20 protein-coding genes are annotated in these 22578 nt (G+C 40.7%); 14 read left to right on the plus strand and 6 right to left on the minus strand.

Annotated features, from left to right (window positions below; genetic code table 11):
- Positions 1-652 precede the first annotated feature (652 nt).
- The 3 genes from E4T79_RS09485 to E4T79_RS09495 are packed head-to-tail and all read left to right on the plus strand — an operon-like array spanning position 653 to position 2881.
- Positions 653-1219 (plus strand): YutD-like domain-containing protein, encoded by a 567-nt coding sequence (locus E4T79_RS09485; RefSeq protein WP_135029747.1) that lies wholly within the window; start codon positions 653-655, stop codon positions 1217-1219.
- A 7-nt stretch (positions 1220-1226) separates the two neighbouring features.
- The gene (rlmN, locus tag E4T79_RS09490; protein WP_135029749.1) at positions 1227-2339 is read left to right on the plus strand and encodes a 23S rRNA (adenine(2503)-C(2))-methyltransferase RlmN; all 1113 of its coding nucleotides are present in this window, start codon (positions 1227-1229) and stop codon (positions 2337-2339) included.
- Positions 2336-2881: a VanZ family protein gene (locus tag E4T79_RS09495; protein WP_135029751.1), complete on the plus strand. Its 546-nt coding sequence runs from the start codon at positions 2336-2338 to the stop codon at positions 2879-2881. The genes rlmN and E4T79_RS09495 overlap by 4 nt, the downstream gene beginning before the upstream one ends.
- Before the next feature lie 418 nt (positions 2882-3299).
- Here the strand turns inward: E4T79_RS09495 and pepC are convergent, their stop codons facing one another.
- The 4 genes from pepC to E4T79_RS09515 all read right to left on the minus strand — a co-directional run bounded on the left by pepC (position 3300) and on the right by E4T79_RS09515 (position 8703).
- Positions 3300-4640: an aminopeptidase C gene (pepC, locus tag E4T79_RS09500; protein WP_135029753.1), complete on the minus strand. Its 1341-nt coding sequence runs from the start codon at positions 4638-4640 to the stop codon at positions 3300-3302.
- Positions 4641-5124: 484 nt separating this feature from the next.
- The gene (gene nadE / locus E4T79_RS09505) at positions 5125-5949 is read right to left on the minus strand and encodes an ammonia-dependent NAD(+) synthetase (RefSeq protein ID WP_135029756.1); all 825 of its coding nucleotides are present in this window, start codon (positions 5947-5949) and stop codon (positions 5125-5127) included.
- Complete coding sequence (locus E4T79_RS09510) at positions 5946-7409, minus strand: nicotinate phosphoribosyltransferase (RefSeq protein WP_167752673.1); 1464 nt, start codon at positions 7407-7409, stop codon at positions 5946-5948. The genes nadE and E4T79_RS09510 overlap by 4 nt, the downstream gene beginning before the upstream one ends.
- 652 nt (positions 7410-8061) lie before the next feature.
- The gene (locus tag E4T79_RS09515) at positions 8062-8703 is read right to left on the minus strand and encodes an A24 family peptidase (RefSeq protein WP_135029760.1); all 642 of its coding nucleotides are present in this window, start codon (positions 8701-8703) and stop codon (positions 8062-8064) included.
- 88 nt (positions 8704-8791) lie between these two features.
- Here E4T79_RS09515 and E4T79_RS09520 point away from each other — a divergent pair, with 88 nt between their 5' ends.
- From E4T79_RS09520 to pflA, 6 genes are all read left to right on the plus strand, one after another.
- Positions 8792-9727, plus strand: coding sequence for a TIGR01212 family radical SAM protein (locus E4T79_RS09520; protein WP_135029762.1), 936 nt, complete (start codon positions 8792-8794; stop codon positions 9725-9727).
- Positions 9721-10278, plus strand: coding sequence for a class I SAM-dependent methyltransferase (locus tag E4T79_RS09525; RefSeq protein ID WP_135029764.1), 558 nt, complete (start codon positions 9721-9723; stop codon positions 10276-10278). Before E4T79_RS09520 ends, E4T79_RS09525 begins: the two co-directional genes overlap by 7 nt.
- Entirely contained in the window at positions 10271-10525 is a 255-nt protein-coding gene (locus E4T79_RS09530; protein ID WP_135029766.1) for a hypothetical protein, read from the plus strand. The genes E4T79_RS09525 and E4T79_RS09530 overlap by 8 nt, the downstream gene beginning before the upstream one ends.
- 11 nt (positions 10526-10536) lie before the next feature.
- Entirely contained in the window at positions 10537-12591 is a 2055-nt protein-coding gene (locus E4T79_RS09535) for a cation:proton antiporter (protein ID WP_135029768.1), read from the plus strand.
- 572 nt (positions 12592-13163) lie between these two features.
- Positions 13164-14513 carry a hemolysin family protein gene (locus E4T79_RS09540; RefSeq protein ID WP_135029771.1) on the plus strand — a complete coding sequence of 450 codons (1350 nt, stop codon included), beginning with the start codon at positions 13164-13166 and terminating at the stop codon, positions 14511-14513.
- 386 nt (positions 14514-14899) lie between these two features.
- Positions 14900-15691, plus strand: coding sequence for a pyruvate formate-lyase-activating protein (gene pflA, locus E4T79_RS09545; protein ID WP_135029773.1), 792 nt, complete (start codon positions 14900-14902; stop codon positions 15689-15691).
- A gap of 456 nt (positions 15692-16147) precedes the next feature.
- Here the strand turns inward: pflA and E4T79_RS09550 are convergent, their stop codons facing one another.
- Positions 16148-17845 carry a M3 family oligoendopeptidase gene (locus tag E4T79_RS09550; RefSeq protein WP_135029775.1) on the minus strand — a complete coding sequence of 566 codons (1698 nt, stop codon included), beginning with the start codon at positions 17843-17845 and terminating at the stop codon, positions 16148-16150.
- A 137-nt stretch (positions 17846-17982) separates the two neighbouring features.
- Here E4T79_RS09550 and E4T79_RS09555 point away from each other — a divergent pair, with 137 nt between their 5' ends.
- A complete protein-coding gene (locus tag E4T79_RS09555; RefSeq protein ID WP_135029777.1) occupies positions 17983-18918 on the plus strand; it encodes a manganese-dependent inorganic pyrophosphatase in 936 nt (311 codons plus the stop codon).
- 9 nt (positions 18919-18927) lie between these two features.
- Here the strand turns inward: E4T79_RS09555 and E4T79_RS11130 are convergent, their stop codons facing one another.
- Positions 18928-19173, minus strand: coding sequence for a hypothetical protein (locus E4T79_RS11130; RefSeq protein WP_167752671.1), 246 nt, complete (start codon positions 19171-19173; stop codon positions 18928-18930).
- A 297-nt stretch (positions 19174-19470) separates the two neighbouring features.
- Here E4T79_RS11130 and E4T79_RS09560 point away from each other — a divergent pair, with 297 nt between their 5' ends.
- The 4 genes from E4T79_RS09560 to E4T79_RS09575 form a co-directional block, all read left to right on the plus strand.
- Positions 19471-20664, plus strand: a complete 1194-nt coding sequence (locus E4T79_RS09560) for a trypsin-like peptidase domain-containing protein (RefSeq protein ID WP_167752672.1) — start codon at positions 19471-19473, stop codon at positions 20662-20664.
- Positions 20665-20677: 13 nt separating this feature from the next.
- A complete protein-coding gene (locus E4T79_RS09565; protein ID WP_135029781.1) occupies positions 20678-21583 on the plus strand; it encodes a hypothetical protein in 906 nt (301 codons plus the stop codon).
- Between the two features lie 124 nt (positions 21584-21707).
- Entirely contained in the window at positions 21708-22367 is a 660-nt protein-coding gene (locus E4T79_RS09570) for a DUF1803 domain-containing protein (RefSeq protein ID WP_135029783.1), read from the plus strand.
- A 125-nt stretch (positions 22368-22492) separates the two neighbouring features.
- Positions 22493-22578 (plus strand): IS630 transposase-related protein (locus tag E4T79_RS09575; protein ID WP_135028820.1); only part of this gene is annotated, 86 nt, incomplete at its 3' end.

A 22578-nucleotide genomic window follows, 5' to 3' on the forward strand; every position in this document is an offset into this window, starting at 1 on the left:
AAAGACTTAATTGTTTCACCATTCTGCCGTAGCTCATAAATGTTGACTTTATCTTCATAACTCAATTTCATAAAAATAACACCCCAAAAGTTAGATTTTTTCTGTCTAACTTTTGGGGTGCGGTTCATAAGAGGCTCTTTTTGATAGTTGTCAAACGTCTCAACTCCCCGTTTGGTCAGTGGTGGAAGACTTGTCACTCTCGTCAAACATCAAAGACTGGCATCGTTCGCTCACCTTGCACAGATGACAAAAGTCGTAAAGCGGGCAATGTAAAAATACGAGATAAGATTCGTTTTATTGTTGGTTTAGAGGAGGCTAGCCTGGCGATTTTTTTATATAGTCATTTCGTTTATATTTTTTATTACTTCGTTCACTCGTCTTGCTGTACTCCAGTACTACCTGCGACTCGTTACCTAGTACTAAAAAGAAACGAAACGGCTATAATTCTGAGCTGTGAAAGCTAGTTACATATTGATTTTATAGGTTATTAGCCCCTCAAACGTCTGCATTAGTTCAGAAACCATTCACATAGAATGGTTTGAGTATCATTGAATATGAGAATGTTCTGAAATTTCTATTCTATAACTTTCACCCTATCAATATGATGCTAAACCGTGTTATAATAATAGGGTTAAATAGAAAAGGAGGAGTGATGAAAAAGGAAGTCGCACCTGAATTGTACAATTATAATAAATTTCCTGGGCCTAGTTTTGCCCGTGTTGGGGATAAGGTGGTCGCAGAAACGATTGAATTAGATCTCTTAGAAGACTACCGTGATGCTTTTGATCAGACTGCCTTTGGACAACGTTTTTCTCCCCTTATGCTAAAATTTGACTACATTGTGGGAGATTGGGGCAATGAACAACTCCGATTGAAAGGCTTTTATAAGGATGAGAGGGTGGTTAAGTCTGATCTGAAGATTAGCCGTTTAGATGATTATTTGACGGAGTTTTGTAATTTCGGTTGCGCCTACTTTGTATTAGGCAATGATCGACCGCAGGAACCGCTCATGGAAGTGGAAGAACGACCACACCGCAAGCGCCGTAGTCGCAGCAACCGTAAGCCACAGCGTTCATTTACCGTAAAAGAAAAAGGTGAGAAGAATCATCAGCGTTTGCAACAGAAAAATAAACCAGAACGCAATAAAAAACAAAACAAGAAAAAGAACCAGCGTGAGCCACAAGAAAGCAACCGTAGCTTTGTGATTCGCCAAAAGTAGGAGACCTATGAAACCATCAATTTATAGCCTTAGTCGTACTGATTTGATAGACTGGGTATTGGAGCAAGATGAAAAGAAATTTCGAGCAACTCAGATTTGGGAATGGCTCTATCGCCAGCGTGTACAGACATTTGAGGAAATGACGAATCTTTCCAAGGACTTGATTGCGAAGCTCAATGAGTACTTTGTTGTCAATCCTCTCCAGCAACGTATTGTGCAAGAGTCAAAAGACGGAACAGTCAAATATCTTTTTGAGCTGCCCGATGGAATGTTGATAGAAACCGTTTTGATGCGGCAGCATTATGGTTTGTCTGTCTGCGTCACGACCCAGGTCGGCTGTAATATTGGCTGTACTTTCTGTGCCTCTGGTTTGATTCGCAAGCAGCGGGATTTGAATAGCGGTGAGATTATGGCACAGATTATGTTGGTTCAGAAGTATTTTGATGACCGTAATCAAGGAGAACGTGTCAGCCATATCGTAGTGATGGGGATTGGCGAGCCTTTTGATAACTATGACAATGTCCTCAATTTCCTGCGGATTATCAACGATGACAAGGGAATGGCGATTGGGGCTCGTCACATTACCGTTTCAACCTCTGGTTTGGCACCGAAAATCCGTGAATTTGCGAGAGAGGGTGTGCAGGTTAATTTGGCGGTTTCCCTCCATGCACCAAATAATACCATTCGTTCAAGCATCATGCGTATCAATCGTAAATTTCCAATTGAGGTCTTGTTTGAAGCGATTGAAGACTATATTGAAACAACCAATCGTCGCGTTACTTTTGAGTATATTATGCTTAACGAAGTCAATGACGGTGTAGAACAAGCTCAAGAATTGGCGAATCTGACCAAGAATATCCGTAAGCTATCCTATGTTAATCTGATTCCTTACAACCCTGTGAGTGAGCATGATCAGTACAGTCGCTCCACGCCAGAACGTGTGGCTACTTTCTATGATCGACTCAAGAAAAATGGTGTTAACTGTGTTGTTCGTCAAGAACATGGGACAGATATTGATGCAGCATGCGGTCAGTTGCGTTCTAACACCATGAAAAAAGACCGTGAATCAGCACGTATTCGCATTGCGGCAGCTAAGGCAAAGGCCGGTATAAAGGTATGAAATACCTTTTCCAAAGAAATGGTGAATTGACCCAGCTTGGTCGGCGAATAGTTCTAGTATTGGTATGGCTCTATGTTCTTGCAATCTGCTGCATCTGCTTTCTACCACAAAGCATCTATCCTCAGTACAAGATGTTTTCAACACCAGGCATTGTCCAAATTGGCAGATTCTATCTCCTTTTGGTCCCGTTTAATAGTGTTGTCAATGCTCATAAGCTCGATAGTTTAGTAGATTGGTGGATGATCTTACTTCAGAATTTGACCAATATTTTTCTTCTCTATCCCCTTGTCTTAGCCTTTGTGTTTCTGTTTAGAAAATGGCAGAACTTTCGAGTAGTTATCCGTTATAGCTTTTTAATTAGTTTATTCATTGAATGTAGTCAGCTTCTGCTAGATTTCCTCTTTGATGTAGGTCGTATTTTTGAAGTTGATGACCTCTGGACCAACACCCTAGGAGGTTTACTTGCCTATTTCACCTATCGCCTGTGGAAGAAGACCTTTGCAAAGAATGAGAGAATATTGAACCAAAAAAGAGGTTGGTAGAGCTACCAACCTCTTTTTGTGCAATCATTTAGTATAGTCATTTCGTTTATCTTTTATTCCTTCGTTCACTCGCTTTGCCGTACTCCAGTACAGCCTGCAGCTCCTTGCCTAGTACTAAAAGGAAACTAAAAGACTATATTATTTTGCCACTACACCTGCCTAACGTCAGTTAAGTTTAGAATGTATACGCATCAAAAATCGATTTCTTCTGTCGTTTGCTCCCTCTTTTGCCTTTGTGAGGGTCTCACAACGAAGTTGCAATCAACTTCTGTTCGGCCGCATAGCGGTAGCTATCTGGTAATTCCCTGCACTTTCGTTTGGGACTCTCCTAGCTATCCTCGCAGGGGTCTCACAACGAAGTTGCAATCAACTTCTGTTCGGCCGCCTATTTTTATCTTGCTCTGGATTTCTTTGTATCCTAAATTTGGCTAGCTAAGGCTCCCATTGGATCCCATGGTGCAAGCACAATTGGTTCAGCCTGATAGGCGGCGAGTTCTTCTTCTGTCAAAAAGTCTTTTCTAACAACGATTTGATAGGTGTATTCGTCCATCCAGCTATCGCTTGCAACAAAGTAGCCCTTGTCTCCAACCTTATCTCCCCAGGAATTTTCAACTTTCCATTTGAGAGCGTGACCATTTTCATCAAGATCTACGCCAGTTAAGACCATGGCGTGGGTCATCAGACTTTCGCTATAATCGAGACGTCCTGCCTTGTCTTGGTGAAAGGTAATGTTCATGCTAGAGGCGAAGTCGTACATGCCCTCTACCATGACACCTGTCTTACGATTGCTAGATTGTCCTACATCAGAACCAAACCAAACTGTTTCACCTGCTTGCATTTGGACAATGGCGAGTTCTTTCAAGCGATCCATTTCAACATTGAGGTAACGAACAGGGCGACTACCGACTACATTTCCGAGCATCTCAACGGTATAAGACTTGCCATAAGGTTTATCGGCAGTAGGTGCATGGATAATAGATACATAATCATCTAGTTGAATATCTACGTATTTCTTGTAAAATTCCTGTGGAGTTAAGTTTGTTTCACTATGGTAGTTATTGTCTTTATCACGGTAAGCAAAGTCAAAGGTGCGCGGTGGTAATCCCAGTGACATAGCAAGGAAGTTAAAGATCTCTTGCAATAGCTCTTCCTTTTTCGTCTGAATGTTTTCTGGTGTTTGTCCTTGTGCTACCAATTCACGCAAAATCTGTGCATCTTGACGGAGCAATTTATTTAAAACAGCATTGAGTTCACGACTATTACTGGAGGAGAGGGACTCTGGATAGATGGACTTCGGTACAACCCCATATTTTTCAAAGAGGGACACGACCATATCCCATTGTCCCCCATCTTGTTGGGGAACATCTAAGAGAAATTTGACCTTGCGACTGGTTAATTCTTGATCAGCAGTTGCAAGGATTTGCTCTAAGAACCAGTTGGATTTTTCATATTTATCCCAGAAGAAAGTATGAGCCTGAGAGAGTTCAAAATTTTCCAACTGAAAGCCCGCAATCATTTTGTGGCGGAACGTATTTAGAGCTGCAAACATCCAGCAACGGCCAGAAGCTTTTTGGTTGCTGACCTTATCTTTGGTTAAATCAATGGAGAACACGGGATTATTTTCCACGCTGCTACTACGTTTCTCAAGAGAAGCATAGATACCATTGTGGGACACTGTATTTTCCATAGCCGCAAATTGCTGGTTGGCTTCATAGTCGGCAAAAAATTGATCTGTTAATGATTGATGTAATGAGTTCATAGGATTCTCCTTTTCTATAAGACCTATTATAGACCTTTTTGGAAAATCTTCAAGCATGGACTGAAAAGGGCTTATAACCAAGGCATGAACTTACAATTCCCGAACCTTTTTAAGGAAACAGCCAGCTTATAAGAGGTGTTTTTATAGAAAAGCTAGATACAGTGTTCCACTTGTTAGAAAATAAGGATGTAATGTTGAAATGTAGAAACCCTACTTTTCACTTTAAAAAGCTTTTGTGCGCTTGTTCTGGGATAGTCTGTGCATTTTCAGTTAGTAGTAGACCAGAACTGAGGTTTGCTCTCCTTGCTGAATGTCAGTTTTTAGCGGAGGTTAGCCTCGCTATTCTTATATAGTCATTTCGTTTATCTTTTATTCCTTCGTTAACTCTCTTTGCATACTCTAAGTACAGCCTGCGACTCGTTGCCTAGTACTAAAAGTAAACGAAACGGCTATAAAAAAGCTGGAATGAGCCAGCTTCTTTGTCTTATTTCCAAAAATCATCGAAGATAGTAATTGGTAGATGACGTTTGTGTTCGGTTTTTTTCCACCAATTTTCAATAATTGTCTGAGCTTGTGGATTAATCGTCTTGCCCTCAAGGTAGTCATCAATGTTGTCGTAAGTCACACCGAGTGCAACCTCATCTGCAAGTCCTGGTCTATCTTCTTCTAAATCAGCGGTGGGAATCTTTTCATAAAGGCTCTTGTCTGCTCCAAGTTCTGCTAAGAGAGTTTTCCCCTGGCGTTTGTTGAGGCGAAAAAGCGGCAGGATGTCTGCACCACCGTCACCGAACTTGGTGAAAAATCCTGTGATGTTTTCAGCTGCATGGTCTGTTCCAATAACTGCACCAGAGTAGCTTCCTGCAAGGGCATACTGGGCAATCATGCGACTGCGCGCCTTGATATTTCCCTTGTTAAAATCAGAAATGTTGGTTGTAGTGGCCTTGACAGCCATGGTCATGGCGTCCACGCTCTCTTTGATATTGACGACCAGACTGACATCAGGCTTGATAAAGGCAAGGGCTGCTTGGGCATCTTTTTCATCTGCCTGAATACCATAAGGCAGGCGGACGGCGATGAATTGGTAGGTGTCATCTCCTGTTTCAGTCCTCATTTCTTCAATAGCGAGTTGTGCCAAACGACCTGCGAGGGTCGAGTCTTGACCGCCGGAAATGCCTAAAACGTAACTTTTTAAAAATGGGTGTTTTTTGAGGTAGTCTTTCAAAAAATCAATAGATTTACGGATTTCTTCCTGGGGCTTGATGACAGGTTTGACACCTAATTGGTTGATAATCGTTTCTTGTAAGTTCATGCTTTCTCCTTTGGGGTTAACCGAGCTTGATTGCGGACTTGCTGAATCAGATTCATCTTATGATCCCAGACCTCTTGATCCAAATCAACTGGGTAATCTTGTGGATTAAGCATGCGCTTATATTCGTCCCAGAGTTTGTCGAATTGCATATTAGCATAGATCTGAATATCTGGTAGACTTGGTAATTCATAGACGAGTTTGCCCTTATCAAAAATATTTACCAAGAGGGGAACCGCTTCAAAATCAGTCACAGTTTTGTTGATATAGGTGTAGGTTGGATGGAACATATGAATGGATTGCATGTTCGTTACATCAGTGTCTGCAAAAGTAACATAGTCGCCTTCGGTTTTCCCTTTTTCGCGACTAGTAATTCTCCAGACTTGTTTTTTCCCTGGTGTTGAAACTTTTTCCACGTTGGAAGAGAGTTTGATGGTATCACGCATCTGTCCTTTTTCGTCTTCAATGGAAACTATCTTATAAACAGCACCTAGGGCTGGTTGATCATAAGCAGTGATGAGTTTAGTGCCGACCCCCCAGACATCAATTTTGGCCTTTTGCATTTTCAAGTTTAAAATGGTATTTTCATCAAGGTCATTGGAAGCGTAGATTTTGGCTTCTGTGTAACCTGCATCGTCAAGTTGTTGACGAACTTTTTTGGAAATATAGGCCATATCACCTGAGTCAATACGAACTCCGAGGAAGTTAATGCTATCCCCAAATTCATTTGCAACCCGAATAGCAGCAGGAACACCGAGTCTTAGGGTATCGTAGGTATCGACGAGGAAAACGCAATTTTTATGTGTAGATGCGTAGGCTTTGAAAGAATCGTAATCATTACCGTAGGTCTGTACCAGGGCATGGGCATGGGTACCCGCGACTGGAATACCAAAAATTTTTCCAGCACGGACATTTGAGGTGGCGCTAGCGCCACCGATAAAGGCTGCGCGTGTTCCCCAGATTGCAGCATCCATCTCCTGAGCACGCCGAGTTCCAAATTCAAGGAGTGCTTCATCTTCTAAAATCGCCTTAATCCGTCTAGCCTTTGTGGCAATCAAGGTTTGATAGTTGACGATATTTAAAATGGCTGTTTCGACCAGCTGACATTGGGCAAGAGGTCCTTCAATTTGCATGATGGGTTCATTTGCAAAGACCAAATCCCCCTCTTTAGCAGAGCGGACAGTTAAAGAAAATTCTAACTGGTCCAAATAGTTCAGAAAGTTTTCTGGGTATCCGAGTTCGCGCAGATAGTCTAGATCTGCCTGGGTAAATGAAAGGTTTGACAGATAGCGAACAATGCGCTCCAAACCAGCAAATACTGCATAGCCATTATGAAAAGGAAGCTTTCTAAAATAGACCTCAAATACTGCATGTTTATTATGAATCCCTTGCTCAAAATACACTTGAGCCATATTGATTTGATACAAATCTGTATGCAAGGTTAAACTATCGTCAGAATAAATGTTCATCTTATTCTCCTCCTGTTACTATAGTATAGCATAAAAAAACAGTCCAGTGGATTGTTTTTCTAAGCTTACGGGTTATCGCTTGATGTTATTTCGGTGGATATTTCTTCCCTAGCTTGTAGCCTACAGGTTGAGATTATTTTATATAGTCGTTTCGTTTATCTTTTTTAACTCATTTAACTCACTTTGCCGTACTCTAGTACAGCCTGCAGCTCCTTGCCTAGTACTAAAAGCAAACTAAAAGACTATAAGATGTTTTTTGGCGAGCTTATGAGTTATCACTCGACGTTACTCCGGTAGATAGTTTCCTTCCAAAAAATCCCGATAGTAGGAGTGCTAGTTAGATAGAGCTGTGTCTTATTTTTTCAAAACGAGGAAGAAAGGGAAGACCAATCCCGCCAAAATCCAGATTTTCCTCCGCCTAAAACTGTACAAGTGAGCGAACATTGTTTTATGTGGCAAGAGAGGTGTATTCAAGTTTTGTCTTTTTGGTACAGTCATTTCGTTTCTCTTTCATGACTTCGTTCACTCGCTTTTCCGTACTCTAGTACAGCCTGCAGCTCCTTGCCTAGTATTAAAAGCAAACGACATGACTATAAGAAATAGAAATCTGGGAAAAACAGATTTGAAGATGAGGGAATGGAGAAAACTAGAATAACTGAACAATTAGACTTGCCAGAAAGAGGCAGGGGACGTAGGCGAGTGATTTGGGTTTGAAAACAAAGAAAATGAACAGACCTACTAGGCTAGCTAGTTGGATAATCCAGAGCAGTTCAGACAAGGAAAAGAGAAGCGACAGACTAGCCAGGTAGAAGAAGTCGCCTGATCCAATATTGAGTTTGTAGGTTTCAGCGAGTATTCCAAGGACTATGAAGCCACAAAAAATCCAGTTGAGATTTGAGAGCAGCAGGGCTAGAACAGTAAATGACAGCCAGACCATAAGCGGATATTCTTGGTGCTTAATATCATAAATGGTCAATACTAGCCCAGCAAAGATAAGAGAGCATTGCAACGTGGAGATGATGCTATGGGCAAGCAGTAGCATCAGTCCAGCAGAAACCAGCTCTAGTCCTAAATACCAGTAAGGGATTTTAGCCTTACAATAGCAGCATTTGGAGAGCAGAATTAGTTGAGACAGAATCGGAATCATGTTCCACCATTTTAGTAGCTGTTTGCAATGATTGCAATGGCTAGCAGGAAAGAGCAAGGATTCGTCGGGAAAGCGGTCAATGATTAGACCGAGGAATGAGCCAAGGGAGGCTCCTAAAAAAATAAATAAAATAGTTTTCATACTTATTTATTCGAAAATAATTGAAAAAATAATTAGAATGATAAAATTTTTCACTACTGGAGCTCTTGAAATATGGTAGAATAGGAGAATGAAATCTTATAATGCGCTGAATGATTATTATCGGAAATTATTTGGGGAAAAGATCTTTAAAGTACCGATTGATGCAGGTTTTGACTGTCCCAATCGTGATGGTACAGTAGCCAAGGGAGGCTGTACTTTTTGTACGGTGTCGGGTTCTGGTGATGCTATTGTCGCACCTGATGCGCCGATTCGGGAGCAGTTTTACAAGGAGATTGACTTTATGCACCGTAAGTGGCCTGAGGTGAGAAAATACTTGGTCTATTTCCAGAATTTTACCAATACCCATGACAAGGTTGAAGTGATTCGAGAGCGATATGAGCAAGCTATTAACGAGCCGGGAGTAGTTGGTGTCAATATCGGAACTCGTCCAGACTGCCTGCCAGATGAAATAATTGCTTATTTGGCGGAGTTATCTGAGCGTATGCATGTAACAGTAGAATTGGGCCTGCAGACAACCTTTGAAGAAACTTCGGATTGGATTAACAGAGCTCATTCCTATGAGTTGTATGTCGAAAGTGTGAAACGTTTGCGAAAGTTTCCCAAGATTGAAATTGTTTCTCATTTAATTAATGGCTTGCCTGGTGAAACGCATGAGATGATGCTAGAAAACGTCCGACGTTGCGTGACAGACAATGATATTCAAGGCATTAAATTACACCTGCTACATCTGATGACCAATACGCGTATGCAACGGGATTATCATGAAGGGCGTCTACAGCTACTCAGCCAAGAAGAGTATGTTACGATTATTTGTGATCAGCTGGAGATTATTCCCAAACACATTGTTATCCATCGAATCACAGGAGATGCACCACGTGATATGTTGATTGGCCCCATGTGGAGCCTCAATAAATGGGAAGTACTTAATGCGATTGAAGATGAAATGCGTCGCCGTGGGAGCGTGCAAGGTTGCAAGGCAAAGGAGCAGAAATTTACATGTTAAGACCTTTAGAAATGGCTCATCAATTTTTGGCAGAAATCATGACCAAGGAAGATGTCGTGGTTGATGCGACTATGGGAAATGGTCACGATACCTTGTTCCTTGCTGAGAGGGCTAAAAAAGTCGTCGCTTTTGATATTCAAGAACAGGCGCTTGAGCAAACACGTGAACGCTTGGAAAAGGCCGGACTTAGTAATGTTGAATTGCTCTTAACAGGACATGAGCGACTGGATGCTTACGTAGAGGAGGTCAAAGCTGGGATTTTTAACCTAGGCTATCTCCCCAATGCAGACAAGTCCGTGGTGACTCAGCCTCAGACGACCCTGCTTGCGCTTGAAAAACTGTGTCAGCGTCTGGTGCCAGGTGGTCGGATTGCGGTCATGATTTATTATGGCCATACAGGAGGAGCGGTAGAGCGCGATGCAGTGCTGGATTTTGTCAGTAGGCTTTCTCAACGGGAATTTACTGCAACCATCTATCGCACCCTTAATCAAATGAACCATCCTCCATTTTTAGTAATGCTTGAAAAGATAAAGGACTACAACCATGGATAAAAAATATTTACAGGAAAAATTAGCGGGGCTCAGAAGCAAGTACATTGATTCTAACGCAGGTGAACAGTTAGCCAGACAGTTTGATGATGCGCATATGAGCAAAAAAATGATCAAAATCAAACAGAAATTGGTCAGTCTTGAAATGGAGCGCTGCCAGAAGCAGATTGAGCATCGGGATTTGTCTAAGATTGATGAGAAGATTTCTGAGCAACGGCTCTTGTTTGAGAAGTGTTGCAATGAAAAATAAGGAGGTAATGGATGACAGTACTTCTTTATCTAATTATATTTTTACTGGTTCTGATTGCTTCCAATGCAACTAACAAATTATTTCCCCGCCTCCCCTTGCCCCTCCTACAGATTGTTTCAGGGGTTTTATTGGGATGGTGTTTACCACAGGGACAATTTCACTTGGATACGGAGGCTTTTCTGGCCTTGGTTATTGGTCCGCTCTTGTTTCGCGAAGCGGAAGAAAGTGATGTGACTAGCATTTTGCGTTACTGGCGGATTATTTTGTTTCTAATCTTCCCTGTAATTTTTATTTCAACCTGGAGCATTGGTTATATGGCGCATGTCTTATGGGGTGTTCTTCCACTAGCTGCTTGTTTAGCGGCGGGGGCTGCCCTAGGTCCGACAGATTTGGTAGCTTTTGCTTCTTTATCCGAACGTTTTACCTTTGCTAAGCGGGTAGAAAGTATTTTAAAGGGAGAGGGCCTACTGAATGATGCTAGTGGTCTAGTAGCCTTTCAGGTTGCAGTAGCAGCTTGGATAACGGGTGCTTTTTCCTTGGAAAAAGCAGGCGTTTCCTTATTCTTTTCGATTATCGGTGGTTTTGCGGTTGGCGCTATTACGGCTTTTCTCAATCAGACCTTACACCGTTTGCTCTTGAATGTGCGGGCTTCTGATATTGCAGGGCAATTATTGCTAGAATTGAGCCTCCCCTTACTGACTTTCTTTTTAGCAGAAGAGATTCATGTATCAGGGATTATCGCAGTTGTTGTCGCAGGAATTTTTAAGGCCAGTCGTTTTAAAAATATCACCTTGCTAGAAGCGCAAGTGGATACGGTGACCGATACAGTCTGGCACACGGTGACCTTTATGCTCAATGGTTCTGTCTTTATTATTCTAGGGATTGAATTGCAGATGATTTTAGAGCCAATTTTGCGCAATCCGATTTATGATAATCTCTTCCTATTGATTACTATTCTTATCTTGACTCTTTTGATGTTCAGTATTCGTCTTGTTATGATTTATGGTTTTTATGCTTTTCGGATGCTGCGTTTAAAGAAAAAAATATCCTATGCCTTGAAAGATAGTCTTTTGCTGACGTTTTCAGGGGTCAAGGGAACGGTGTCGATTGCAACCATTCTCTTGATTCCAGCGACTTTAGAACGTGAATATCCGCTCCTGCTCTTTATTGTAGCAGGGGTGACCTTGTTCAGTTTCTTGTCGGGCTTAGTGGTGCTCCCACATTTATCTGATACCAAGGAAGAAAGCAAGGATTATTTGATGCATGTCGCTATTTTAAATGAAGTGGTGATTGAGTTAGAGGCAGATTTAGCCCATACCAAAGTCAAGGGACCACTCTATGCGGCTATTGATAATTATCACGGACGGATTGAAAATCTTATTTTAGAACAGGAAGATAAGTCCATTCGAAAGGACTTGGCTAGTCTTCAACTCCTAATTCTCAGTATTGAAAATGATGGTTTGGAACAGGCTTATGAAGAAGGTAAGATTGATGATCGTTCCTATCATCTCTATCAGCGCTATCTCTTAGCCATGGAGCAACGGATCAATCGTAACCTAACTACTCGCTTCACCTATTTCTGGATTGTCTTTTGGCGAGTTTCTCGTTTTACTCTCCATGAAATTGTGACTCTGGGAGCGAAACTTCGCTCATGGCGCAAAAAAGAAAAGCGCCATTTGACCAAGGAGGAGATTGAAAGCATTGCTGAGCTTTATCTGGCAAATACCGAGGTCATTGTCGAGAGTTTGGAGCATTTGAAAGGGATTTATAACAATTCCTTGATTCATTTCTTGCAGGAAGCTCGTTTGCGCGAGACCGCTATTATCGGTAGTGGTGCCTTCATTGAACGGGTTATCACGCGGATGAAGCCCAATAACATCGCTGAAATGATGCGGGGGTATTATCTTGAACGCAAGATTATCTTTGAATATGAAGATCAAGGTCTCATTTCTACTAGTTATGCCAAGTATTTGCGGCAGAATGTCAATAACTTAGAAAATTATTCCCTCAAGGAAACCGTCAATACGCTTCCTTATGATGTGATAAATTATGCTCGAAAGGGGTAACAACGAAACTTATCAATCGGTTGATTGGTAGGTTTTTTTCTGGCTACTCTCTAGACATCAAGAACTGACTAGCTTTATAGTCATTTCGTTTATATTTTTATTACTTCGTTCACTCGTTTTACTGTACCATTGAGAAAAGTTACACTTTTCTTATCTGTCACTTGAAATAGTTATCAACTATTTCAACTACCTGCGACTCGTTGCCTCCTACTAAAAATAAACGAAACGGCTATAACAATGTAGCCTTGCGAAAGAGATTGGAGGATAAGGATAGTCAAGTTTCTCCCCTCTAATCAAAGGTTGAAGTGCAATAAAATAGCGAATACCTATGAATAGCAAAAAGCAAGCAAAGCAAATTAGTTTCATACTAACGGCTTGGAAGATAGATGTACAAGGTTTCAGTTTTAGCTGCTTATCAGGTGTGGCTATCTCTGGGGATACAGACTCTTAGAATCGATGATTTTCTGTCAAGATGCCTATCTTCTGGTCATTTAGTAATATCTGAGTGACAAGATTACCCAAAACGTGGTATAATAGTTTCATTATATATTTTTATAGGAGACAAACATATCATGGAAGACCCTGGTAGTCAGACCATTCATTTACAAGTTTTATTACTGTTAGTGTTGACTTTGCTTAATGCCTTTTTCTCAGCTTCTGAGATGGCCTTGGTTTCTCTCAATCGTTCCCGCGTTGAACAAAAAGCAGCAGAGGGAGAGAAAAAATTTATCCGCCTATTAAATGTACTTGAAAATCCCAATCATTTTCTGTCCACTATCCAGGTTGGTATTACCTTTATCGGCATCTTGTCAGGGGCGAGCCTTGCAAGTGATTTAGGTGCTATATTTGCTGGTTGGTTGGGCAATTCTGCAACGGCTAAGACCGGTGGCTACTGGCTTGCACTTGCCTTATTGACCTTTATATCCATCGTCCTTGGAGAATTGTATCCCAAGCGCATTGCCATGAATATGAAAGAAAATTTGGCAGTAATCTCTGCACCCGTTATCATCTTTCTAGGCAAGATTGTCAGTCCGTTTGTCTGGCTCTTATCTGCCGCGACCAATTTGATTAGTCGGATAACACCGATGAAGTTTGATGATGCAGATGAGAAGATGACTCGCGATGAGATTGAGTATATTTTGACCACCCAGAGCGAGGAAACACTAGATGCTGATGAAATTGAAATGTTACAGGGGATTTTCTCGCTAGATGAAATGATGGCTCGTGAGGTCATGGTACCACGTACCGATGCGTTCATGGTAGATATTGAAGAAGATACAGCAACGATTATGGCTGAGATTCTCAAACAGAATTTCTCGCGAATTCCTGTCTACGATGGTGATAAGGATAATATCATCGGTTTGATTCATACCAAGCGGATTTTGGCAGAAGGTTTTGCCAATGGCTTTGAAAAGATGAACATTCGTCGTATCTTACAAGAGCCACTCTTTGTGCCGGAAACGATTTTTGTCGATGATTTGTTAAAATCCTTGCGCAATACCCAAAATCAAATGGCCATTCTACTCGATGAATACGGAGGTGTGGCAGGGCTGGTCACTCTAGAAGATTTGCTGGAAGAAATTGTCGGAGAAATCGATGATGAAACGGATAAGTCAGAAGTCTTTGTTCGGGAAATCGCAGAGCATACCTATATCGTTCAAGGGAATATGACCCTGAATGATTTCAATGAGTATTTTGGCACCGAACTAGAAAGTGATGATGTAGATACGATTGCAGGTTTCTATCTGACAGGTCTTGGAACCATTCCAAGTCAGGAAGAAAAAGAGGCCTATGAAGTGGACAACCAAGGCTATCACCTGGTTATGATCAATGACAAGGTCAAAAATGGTCGTGTAACCAAACTCAAAATTCTCATCACACAACTTGCAGTAGAAGAAGATAAAAAAGAAAAGAAAGACTAAGCTCTGCTTTAGTCTTTTGTTTATGCGAACTCAAATCTATCATTATCCTCGCACTTGCCTCTATTCTATCTATGAAGCAGTTATAGTCCTTTAGTTTATCTTTTATTACTTCTTGCTGTACTCTTACCTAGTACTAAAAGTAAACTAAAAGACTATACTATCACAGTTTATAGGCTTAAATTATAGTTGATAGTCTATCAATCGTGTAAGGATGAGCAGCTTCCCCTTTGAATATTTTTCAAAATCCAACTGTCTATACCCAATCACTAGTAGATAGCTATTTTTGATGTTATAGAGTATTTCGATTTGCTATTCAAAAGTCATTTATACAAATCTTTTCCTAAATCTATGATATAATAAATCTAACATGGGGTGAGGAAGAGAGAATGGAAGTAGTAGATTACAAAAATGTAACAGGCCTAGTGCACTCAACTGAGAGTTTCGGAGCAGTAGACGGACCAGGTATCCGTTTTGTGGTATTTATGCAGGGCTGCCACATGCGCTGTCAGTATTGCCATAATCCTGACACTTGGGACTTAGTCAATCCTGCTGCGACTGAGCGGACAGCAGAAGATGTCTTAAATGAAGCCATTCGGTATAAGGGATTCTGGGGAAAAGAGGGTGGTATTACCGTGTCAGGTGGGGAGGCGACCATTCAGATTGACTTTTTGATTGCCTTGTTTAGTCTGGCAAAAGAAAAGGGCATCCATACGACCTTGGATACCTGTGCACTCACTTTCCGCAGTACACCAAAGTATTTAGAGAAATACTCTAAGCTCATGGCAGTGACAGACTTGGTCTTGTTGGACATTAAGGAAATGAATCCTGACCAGCACCGTTTTGTGACGGGGCATAACAATAAGGCGATTTTAGAATGTGCTCGCTATCTTTCTGATATTGGTAAGCCCGTTTGGATTCGTCACGTTTTAGTGCCGAATTTAACTGACCGAGATGAAGATTTGATGGAATTAGGAACATTCGTCAAAACCTTGGACAATGTTGAGCGTTTTGAAGTGTTGCCATATCATAATTTGGGGGAATTTAAATGGCGGGAATTGGGGAGACCCTATCCGCTTGAAGGAACTAAACCACCAACCAAGGAACGCGTTGAAAATGCTAAAAACCTCATGGATACGGAAAGCTATCAGGACTATTTGAACCGTGTACGGGGGAATTGACGCAGTTTACAATTTCTATTTGGTATGTTATTTTCTTGTTTTATTTGACTTTCGTTATGCTTGGATTAGCTGCTTGGTACGGCGTAAGAATGAAAAGAAAAATGGGTAAGGTAGCCATAATGGTTGCCTTGCCCATTTTTAGTGTTTCAAGCAGTTTCTGATGCTCGTTATAGTCGTTTCGTTTATATTTTTATTACTTCGTTCACTCGTCTTGCTGTACTCCAGTACTACCTGCGACTCGTTACCTAGTACTAAAAATAAACGAAACGGCTATATTATTTCGTTCACTCACTTTGCCATACTCTAGTACAGCTTGCAGCTCCTTGCCTAGTACTAAAAGTAAACGAAATGACTATATTAGCCATAAGAAAAGAACCTCCTTATACAAACAATCTCTGATTTTTTATCCTGTTTCTATAAGTGGTTCCTTTTAATCTTTATGTTTACATCGCATTCTTAGAACAAGGCATCATCTACGCTATCCAACCAGTCGCTAGCTGCCTTGGTGGTTGCTGCAAGGGCACCTTCTTTGAATGGAGATTCGAGATTTGCTGCTGCAACGACTTGAAGGAAAGATTTTGTACCACCTAGATCGCAGATACGAAGATAGTCTTCCCAAGCGCTTTCGTCGTGGTCAACTTGCGTACGCTTCCAGAATTGGAGAGCACAGACCTGTGCAAGGGTGTAGTCAATGTAGTAGAATGGGCTTGCAAAGATGTGTCCTTGACGATACCAGAAGATACCACGGTTGAGCGCTTCTGATTCAGAGAAATCACGGTCAGGTAGGTAGAGCTCTTCCAAACGTTTCCACGTTGCCTTGCGCTCTGCGGGTGTCACGTTTGGATGTTCATAAATTTCATGTTGGAAATGATCTACCAACACTCCATAAGGTAAGAAGAGGAGTGTGCTTGCTAAGTGACCGAATTTATATTTACCCACTTGGTCTTTAAAGAAGCTTTCCATCCAAGGCCAGGTCATAAATTCCATAGACATTGAGTGGATTTCGCAAGTTTCATAGGTTGGCCAGATAACCTCAGGGCTTGCAATCCAGCGTGAGCGATAGACTTGGAAAGCATGTCCAGCTTCATGGGTTAAGACATCAATGTCCCCGCTGGTTCCATTAAAATTGGAAAAGATAAATGGGCTCTTATAGTCAGGAATATAGGTACAGTAACCACCGCTATCTTTGCCTGTTTTTGCGACTAGATCAAGCAGTTCATGTTCGACCATAAAGTCGAAAAATTCCCCTGTTTCTGCGGACAATTCACGGTACATTTTTTGAGCTTGGCCAACGATAAAGTCAGGATCTCCCTGTGGTGTTGGGTTTCCATCTAGGAATTCTAGTGCTAAGTCATAGTGTTTGAGACTCGGCACCTGAATCCGTTTTGCTTGGCGTTCACGTAGTTTTTGTACGATTGGTACAACATGCTTGAGAATTTCTTCACGGTAGACTTTGACCATGTCGCGGTTGTAATCAAAGCGGTTCATTGAAACATAACCGTATTCCACATAGTCCTTAAAGCCAAGCGTGTGGGCAATCTTTGTCCGTACTTTAACCAATTCATCATAGACACGATCAAAGTCTGCTTCCTTGCTAGCAAAGTAGGCTGTTGAAGCGTCAGATGCTGCCTTACGAATCTCTCGATCAGTCGATTGGGCAAATGGAGCCATTTGAGCAAGGTTATAGGTTTGTCCTTGGAAGTCAATTTGTGCACCAGCAATCAGCTTATTATACTGGTCAACGAGGTCGTTTTCTTTTTGGAAAAGTGGAATTGCTTCAGATGAGAATATTTTTTGCTTGTTTTCAGCTAGCATGAAGAAAGTTTCTGGTAAAAATTCACTTAATTCTGTGCGGTAGGGACAAGCAAGAACGGCTTGGTAATAAACAGTTGTCAATTCTTCAAAGAGCGGTAGATGTTCATTCCAGAACTTGGTTTCTTCATTGTAAAATTCATCAGTCATATCAATAGAGTGACGGATGAGCCACAAGTTCATCTGTGTATCGATGCTAGAGTTGATAGCTGTAATGGATTTTACAAGGTTAATTGCGTTTTCAGCTGAATCTGCTGCCTGTAATTGTTGGGTTAAATCAGTCATTTGCTCTTTTACAAGGGCATAATTAGGGCGAGTATAGGTATATTCTGTAAATTTCATAAGGGCTTCCTTTCCATTATCCTAACTACTATATTACTCTTTTTGAAAACGTTTTGCAAATGGAGAGCAAAGAATGATTTGCAAGTGTCTAAAAATATGCTAAAATAGAATGAATAATGCTTAAAGAGGTAAGATACATGTCAAAATTGTTAGTTTTTGGTCACCAAAATCCTGATACAGATGCTATTGCATCTTCTTATGGTTGGGCATATTTGGAGCGTGAAGCCTTTGGTCGAGATGCAGAAAATGTGGCACTTGGTACACCAAATGAAGAAACGGCTTTTGCCTTGGATTATTTTGGTGTAGCAGCACCGCGCGTGGTAGAGTCTGCAAAAGCAGAGGGTGTGGAGCAGGTTATTTTGACAGACCATAATGAGTTTCAACAGTCTATCGCTGATATCAAAGATGTAGAAGTAGTTGCCGTTATCGATCATCATCGTGTGGCAAATTTTGAGACAGCAAATCCTCTTTACATGCGCTTAGAGCCAGTTGGATCGGCATCATCTATTGTATATCGTGCTTTTAAAGAAAATGGTGTGGTTCCTCCAAAAGAAGTCGCAGGCATGCTCTTGTCAGGTTTGATTTCAGATACGCTTTTACTCAAATCACCTACCACTCACGCAAGTGATTTGCAAGTAGCTGCAGAATTGGCAGAGTTAGCTGGAGTTACCTTAGAAGAATATGGACTTGCTATGCTGAAAGCAGGGACCAACCTTGCTAGTAAAACAGCAGATGAATTAATTGACATCGATGCGAAAACCTTTGAATTAAGTGGCCATGCAGTCCGCGTAGCACAGGTCAATACGGTTGATATTGCAGAAGTTTTGGAACGTCAAGCAGAAATCGAAGCAGCGATTGAAAAAGCAAGTACAGAAAATAGCTATTCAGACTTTGTGTTGATGATTACAGATATCATTCACTCAAATTCAGAAATCTTAGCAATCGGTCAAAACATGGACAAGGTTGAAGCTGCTTTTAACTTTATTCTTGAAAATAACCATGCTTTCCTTGCAGGAGCTGTTTCTCGTAAAAAACAAGTTGTCCCACAGTTGACAGAAAGTTTTGGGAATTAAGGTAAGAAATCAGAGAAGTCCTATTGGCAGATTAGATAGGACTTTTTTTGTATCTGTATGATTTATCTTCGGCGGATAGTGAGATGTTCTATAGGTGAACGATAGAATTGGCACCAATAAACCCAAAGATGAATAGAGTAAAGTAGCAGCCTGAGCACCTATATGGTAAACACCACCTTCAAACAGCATCACCTTACACAAGATATGAGAGTGGTTGACACTCGTTTTATTTCCAATCTTCAGTGGTTTTATCATAAATAAAGCGCTTACAAAAATGTTGACATTTTTTTGGACATTGCTTATAATGAAATTGGGAAAGGGGAATTTCCTAGTGGAGAGTAATTTGGATTTCATATGATTTATCGTATAGGGAGATAATCAAGAGGGAGTTAGATAGTTCTTAGTGAGACAGAAAGTAGGGGGAGAAATTGAGTCTATTTTAATGTCTCTATTATTTTTAAAAAAACTTACAGTAGTCATCACTGTATAATAAATTGTTCAACATTTGAGGTTGAGATATCTCTGTAAATGTATTTTGGGAGGAAAATGCTAATGAATAAATTCTTCAACAAATTACTTATACTTGCTACAATGTTGGCTTTGTCACTTTCGTTCAGTCCTTTCACGGTTTATTCTGATGAAAATGGAAATGCAATATTTGAGCAAATTTTTGGAGCAGATAATAGGATTATAGTTACGGATACTACTAACGGTTTTTTTCCAAAGATTGTAAAAGTTGAAGGAATAGGTTATCATGACGCTTCAGGTCGATATGTTCCATTGATGGGGACTGGTACGATGATTGCTAGTGATGTGGTCTTGACTTCTGCTCATGTTGTATATTCTTCTGCAAAGAATGAATATTTTACAAATATTAAGGTTACTCCTGCGATAACTGATGGTAGTACACCATTTGGAGTAAGTGGTGCTATACAGGTCAAGATAAATGATGCATATGCTTCAAATGCAAGTCCTGAAAATGATTATGCTGTTATAAAGCTTTCTAAACCACTCGGCGCGCAAACTGGGTACCTAAACTTATCAACGAATATTAAAACTGGTGATTATGCTCAAACAGCAGGATATCCGGGTGATCGTCCTGGGAAAATGGTGTTTGCTTCTGGAAATGTTGAGAATGTTTTAGAAAATAAATTGAATTATAAAATTGATACAAGAGGTGGGCAAAGTGGTAGTCCAATTTTGAATGCTGATAATGAAGTTGTGGGTGTTCATAGTGGATTTTACCAAGATGTTACGAACCATGCGGCAAGGGTAACACCAAGTATGCTTAGCCTTATCAATTCAGTTAATCCATCTTCAGGTGCAGTGAGCTTTACAAATGCAGAACCGACACAGTCAGTCCCGGTTTATCGATTATATCATGGAGGATCTAAAAGGCATCATTTTACCTCAAGTTTAAACGAAAGAAATACGTTGGTTTCTAAACATGGTTGGATAGATGAAGGGATTGCATGGAAGACAGGGGATGTCGCACCGGTGTATCGTTTATATCATGCAGGTACCAAAGATCATTTGCTAACGACAGATATGAATGAAGTGCAAACGCTTCAAGCTGTAGGTTGGATAAATGAAGGAACTGTTTTTCAAAGTGGTATAGGAGTAGATGTTTTTAGATTATATAGTCCAGTAACAAAGGAACATTTCTACACAGCTAGTGTCAATGAAAAAAATACATTAGTAGGCTATGGCTGGAACTATGAAGGTGTCGCATTTAAAGCAAATTAGAAGGAGGAAACCTATGTTTCGTAAGTGTTTGGTGAGGGGCATGCTTCTATTGTGCTGTGCTTATGTGCCTTTTAGCATGTCAGAAATTTCATCTGCATATCCCATTTTCCAAGAAGTGTCAGCTGATGAACTGATTCCTAGATTTGAAAGTCAAGGAGGATCTGAATTCGAAGCAGGCACGTTTAAAATGAGATTAAAAGTAGGAGAAAAAGGACAGATTCTTCGTCCACAGGACTCCCCATTAAAAGATATGAGGCACTCTTTTGATATACGAGTGGAAGATCCTTCCATCATTACCTTTGATGAACAAGGAAATTGGACTGCCTTAAAAGCTGGTAGTACGAAAATCTATCCAAGTTTTCCAAGTGGTGATAGCAACCAAGCAAAAAAATTTGCTGATGAACTGAAAGCAGATCCTGTTGAATTATTGGTAAATGATGTTGCTGTTGCCTGGGAAGTGATAGTAGAAAACAGTGATGCTAAGATAGCTAAACCTATGCACCGTCTCTATAATCCTAATAACAAGGAACATTTTTATACTAGCGACCTCCAAGAAAGAGATGCTTTAGTCCAGATGGGCTGGGGACAATATGAGGGCGTAGCCTGGCAAGCACCTGAGAAGGGGGAGGCTGTCTATCGTCTGTACAATCCAATTTTGAAAGATCATCACTATACTAAGGATTTGAATGAGATTAGGGTTTTGACGGAAAAACATTTTTGGAAATATGAAGGTCTGGCTTGGTATTCAGGAGGTAGCAGACCGGTCTACCGTCTTTTTCATCAAGGACTTACATCGGGCTCTCATCATTACACGATGGATGAACATGAGGTAGCGGTTCTTCAGCAGCGCGGTTGGATATACGAAGGCATAGCTTGGTATGGTAATCCAGTTCTTGTTTTTGAGTCCTTCCAAGGGTAGCCGCAGCCCGGAAGCTCCTACTCTAGATTCATTTGTTCAGCATGAGGCTACCCATGTGGTGGTATAACAACATGAGGTTGGCTTGTTTTTTGTCCAACCTCTTTTTGTATGGTATAATATTGTCATGATTAAAGTGTATCATCCCAGTAAGTTAACCCAGTCAAATTTCTTTCAAGAGTTGATTCAGTACTTGGATCAGCATCACGATGTGACCCTGCGGCAGATAAAAAAAGAGTTTGGTTCTGTTTCCAATATAGATCGACAATTAGATCGGTTTATTCAGGCAGGTTATATTTGCAGGCAACATCGCCGTTATTCAAATAATTTTTCTTACCTGACGAGCTTGGCAGACTTGATTCCAGATCAAGAAATCTTTGTGGAAACGACTAGTCCTATTTTTGAAGAATTAAAGTGTGCGACTTTTATCGTAGCAACCACCAATAGGACGAATAAGGTGATTATTCAAGAAGAAGTGGATGTTGTTCGGGAACGTTTGACCTTGTCATCTTATTTTTATAGATTATCTAGACGACTTCCTTTGTCAGCGGAGCAAGAGGGTTTATATCAGCTTTTGGGTGATGTCAATCAGGACTATGCGATGAAGTACATGACGACCTTCTTATTAAAGTTTGCACGGAAAGAAAAGGTTGTACAGCGGCGACCAGATATTTTTGTCCAGGCTCTAGAAATGTTGGGCTTTATTAAGGAGATAGATATACAGACTTATGTATTGACCATGGACGTGGACAAGGAACGCTTGGTGTTTCGTACTTATGTAGGCTAGGAAATGAAGTTAGAGGTAGTATAGTCATTTCGTTTATTTTTAGTACTAGGCAAGATGCCGAAAGGATATCGTTGATTTTATAGTAAAATGAAGTAAAAACAGTACATTTGTGATATCATGTTTTTATGGCATATTCACTAGATTTTCGTAAAAAAGTCCTCGCATACTGTGACAAAACTGGTAGTATTTCTGAAGCATCTGCTGTTTTCCA

It is taken from the genome of Streptococcus sp. LYSM12 (assembly GCF_004569635.1).
Taxonomy (GTDB): domain Bacteria; phylum Bacillota; class Bacilli; order Lactobacillales; family Streptococcaceae; genus Streptococcus.

Excerpts from the sequence above, each read along its gene's own strand:
- pepC (WP_135029753.1), bottom strand. The coding sequence starts at position 4,640 with ATGAACTCATTACATCAATCATTAACAGATCAATTTTTTGCCGACTAT.
- rlmN (WP_135029749.1), top strand. The coding sequence starts at position 1,227 with ATGAAACCATCAATTTATAGCCTTAGTCGTACTGATTTGATAGACTGG.
- E4T79_RS09520 (WP_135029762.1), top strand. The coding sequence starts at position 8,792 with ATGAAATCTTATAATGCGCTGAATGATTATTATCGGAAATTATTTGGG.
- E4T79_RS09535 (WP_135029768.1), top strand. The coding sequence starts at position 10,537 with ATGACAGTACTTCTTTATCTAATTATATTTTTACTGGTTCTGATTGCT.
- nadE (WP_135029756.1), bottom strand. The coding sequence starts at position 5,949 with ATGAACTTACAAGAAACGATTATCAACCAATTAGGTGTCAAACCTGTC.
- E4T79_RS09565 (WP_135029781.1), top strand. The coding sequence starts at position 20,678 with ATGTTTCGTAAGTGTTTGGTGAGGGGCATGCTTCTATTGTGCTGTGCT.
- E4T79_RS09560 (WP_167752672.1), top strand. The coding sequence starts at position 19,471 with ATGAATAAATTCTTCAACAAATTACTTATACTTGCTACAATGTTGGCT.
- E4T79_RS09495 (WP_135029751.1), top strand. The coding sequence starts at position 2,336 with ATGAAATACCTTTTCCAAAGAAATGGTGAATTGACCCAGCTTGGTCGG.
- pflA (WP_135029773.1), top strand. The coding sequence starts at position 14,900 with ATGGAAGTAGTAGATTACAAAAATGTAACAGGCCTAGTGCACTCAACT.
- E4T79_RS09485 (WP_135029747.1), top strand. The coding sequence starts at position 653 with ATGAAAAAGGAAGTCGCACCTGAATTGTACAATTATAATAAATTTCCT.
- E4T79_RS09525 (WP_135029764.1), top strand. The coding sequence starts at position 9,721 with ATGTTAAGACCTTTAGAAATGGCTCATCAATTTTTGGCAGAAATCATG.
- E4T79_RS09540 (WP_135029771.1), top strand. The coding sequence starts at position 13,164 with ATGGAAGACCCTGGTAGTCAGACCATTCATTTACAAGTTTTATTACTG.
- E4T79_RS09550 (WP_135029775.1), bottom strand. The coding sequence starts at position 17,845 with ATGAAATTTACAGAATATACCTATACTCGCCCTAATTATGCCCTTGTA.
- E4T79_RS09555 (WP_135029777.1), top strand. The coding sequence starts at position 17,983 with ATGTCAAAATTGTTAGTTTTTGGTCACCAAAATCCTGATACAGATGCT.
- E4T79_RS11130 (WP_167752671.1), bottom strand. The coding sequence starts at position 19,173 with ATGATAAAACCACTGAAGATTGGAAATAAAACGAGTGTCAACCACTCT.
- E4T79_RS09530 (WP_135029766.1), top strand. The coding sequence starts at position 10,271 with ATGGATAAAAAATATTTACAGGAAAAATTAGCGGGGCTCAGAAGCAAG.
- E4T79_RS09570 (WP_135029783.1), top strand. The coding sequence starts at position 21,708 with ATGATTAAAGTGTATCATCCCAGTAAGTTAACCCAGTCAAATTTCTTT.
- E4T79_RS09515 (WP_135029760.1), bottom strand. The coding sequence starts at position 8,703 with ATGAAAACTATTTTATTTATTTTTTTAGGAGCCTCCCTTGGCTCATTC.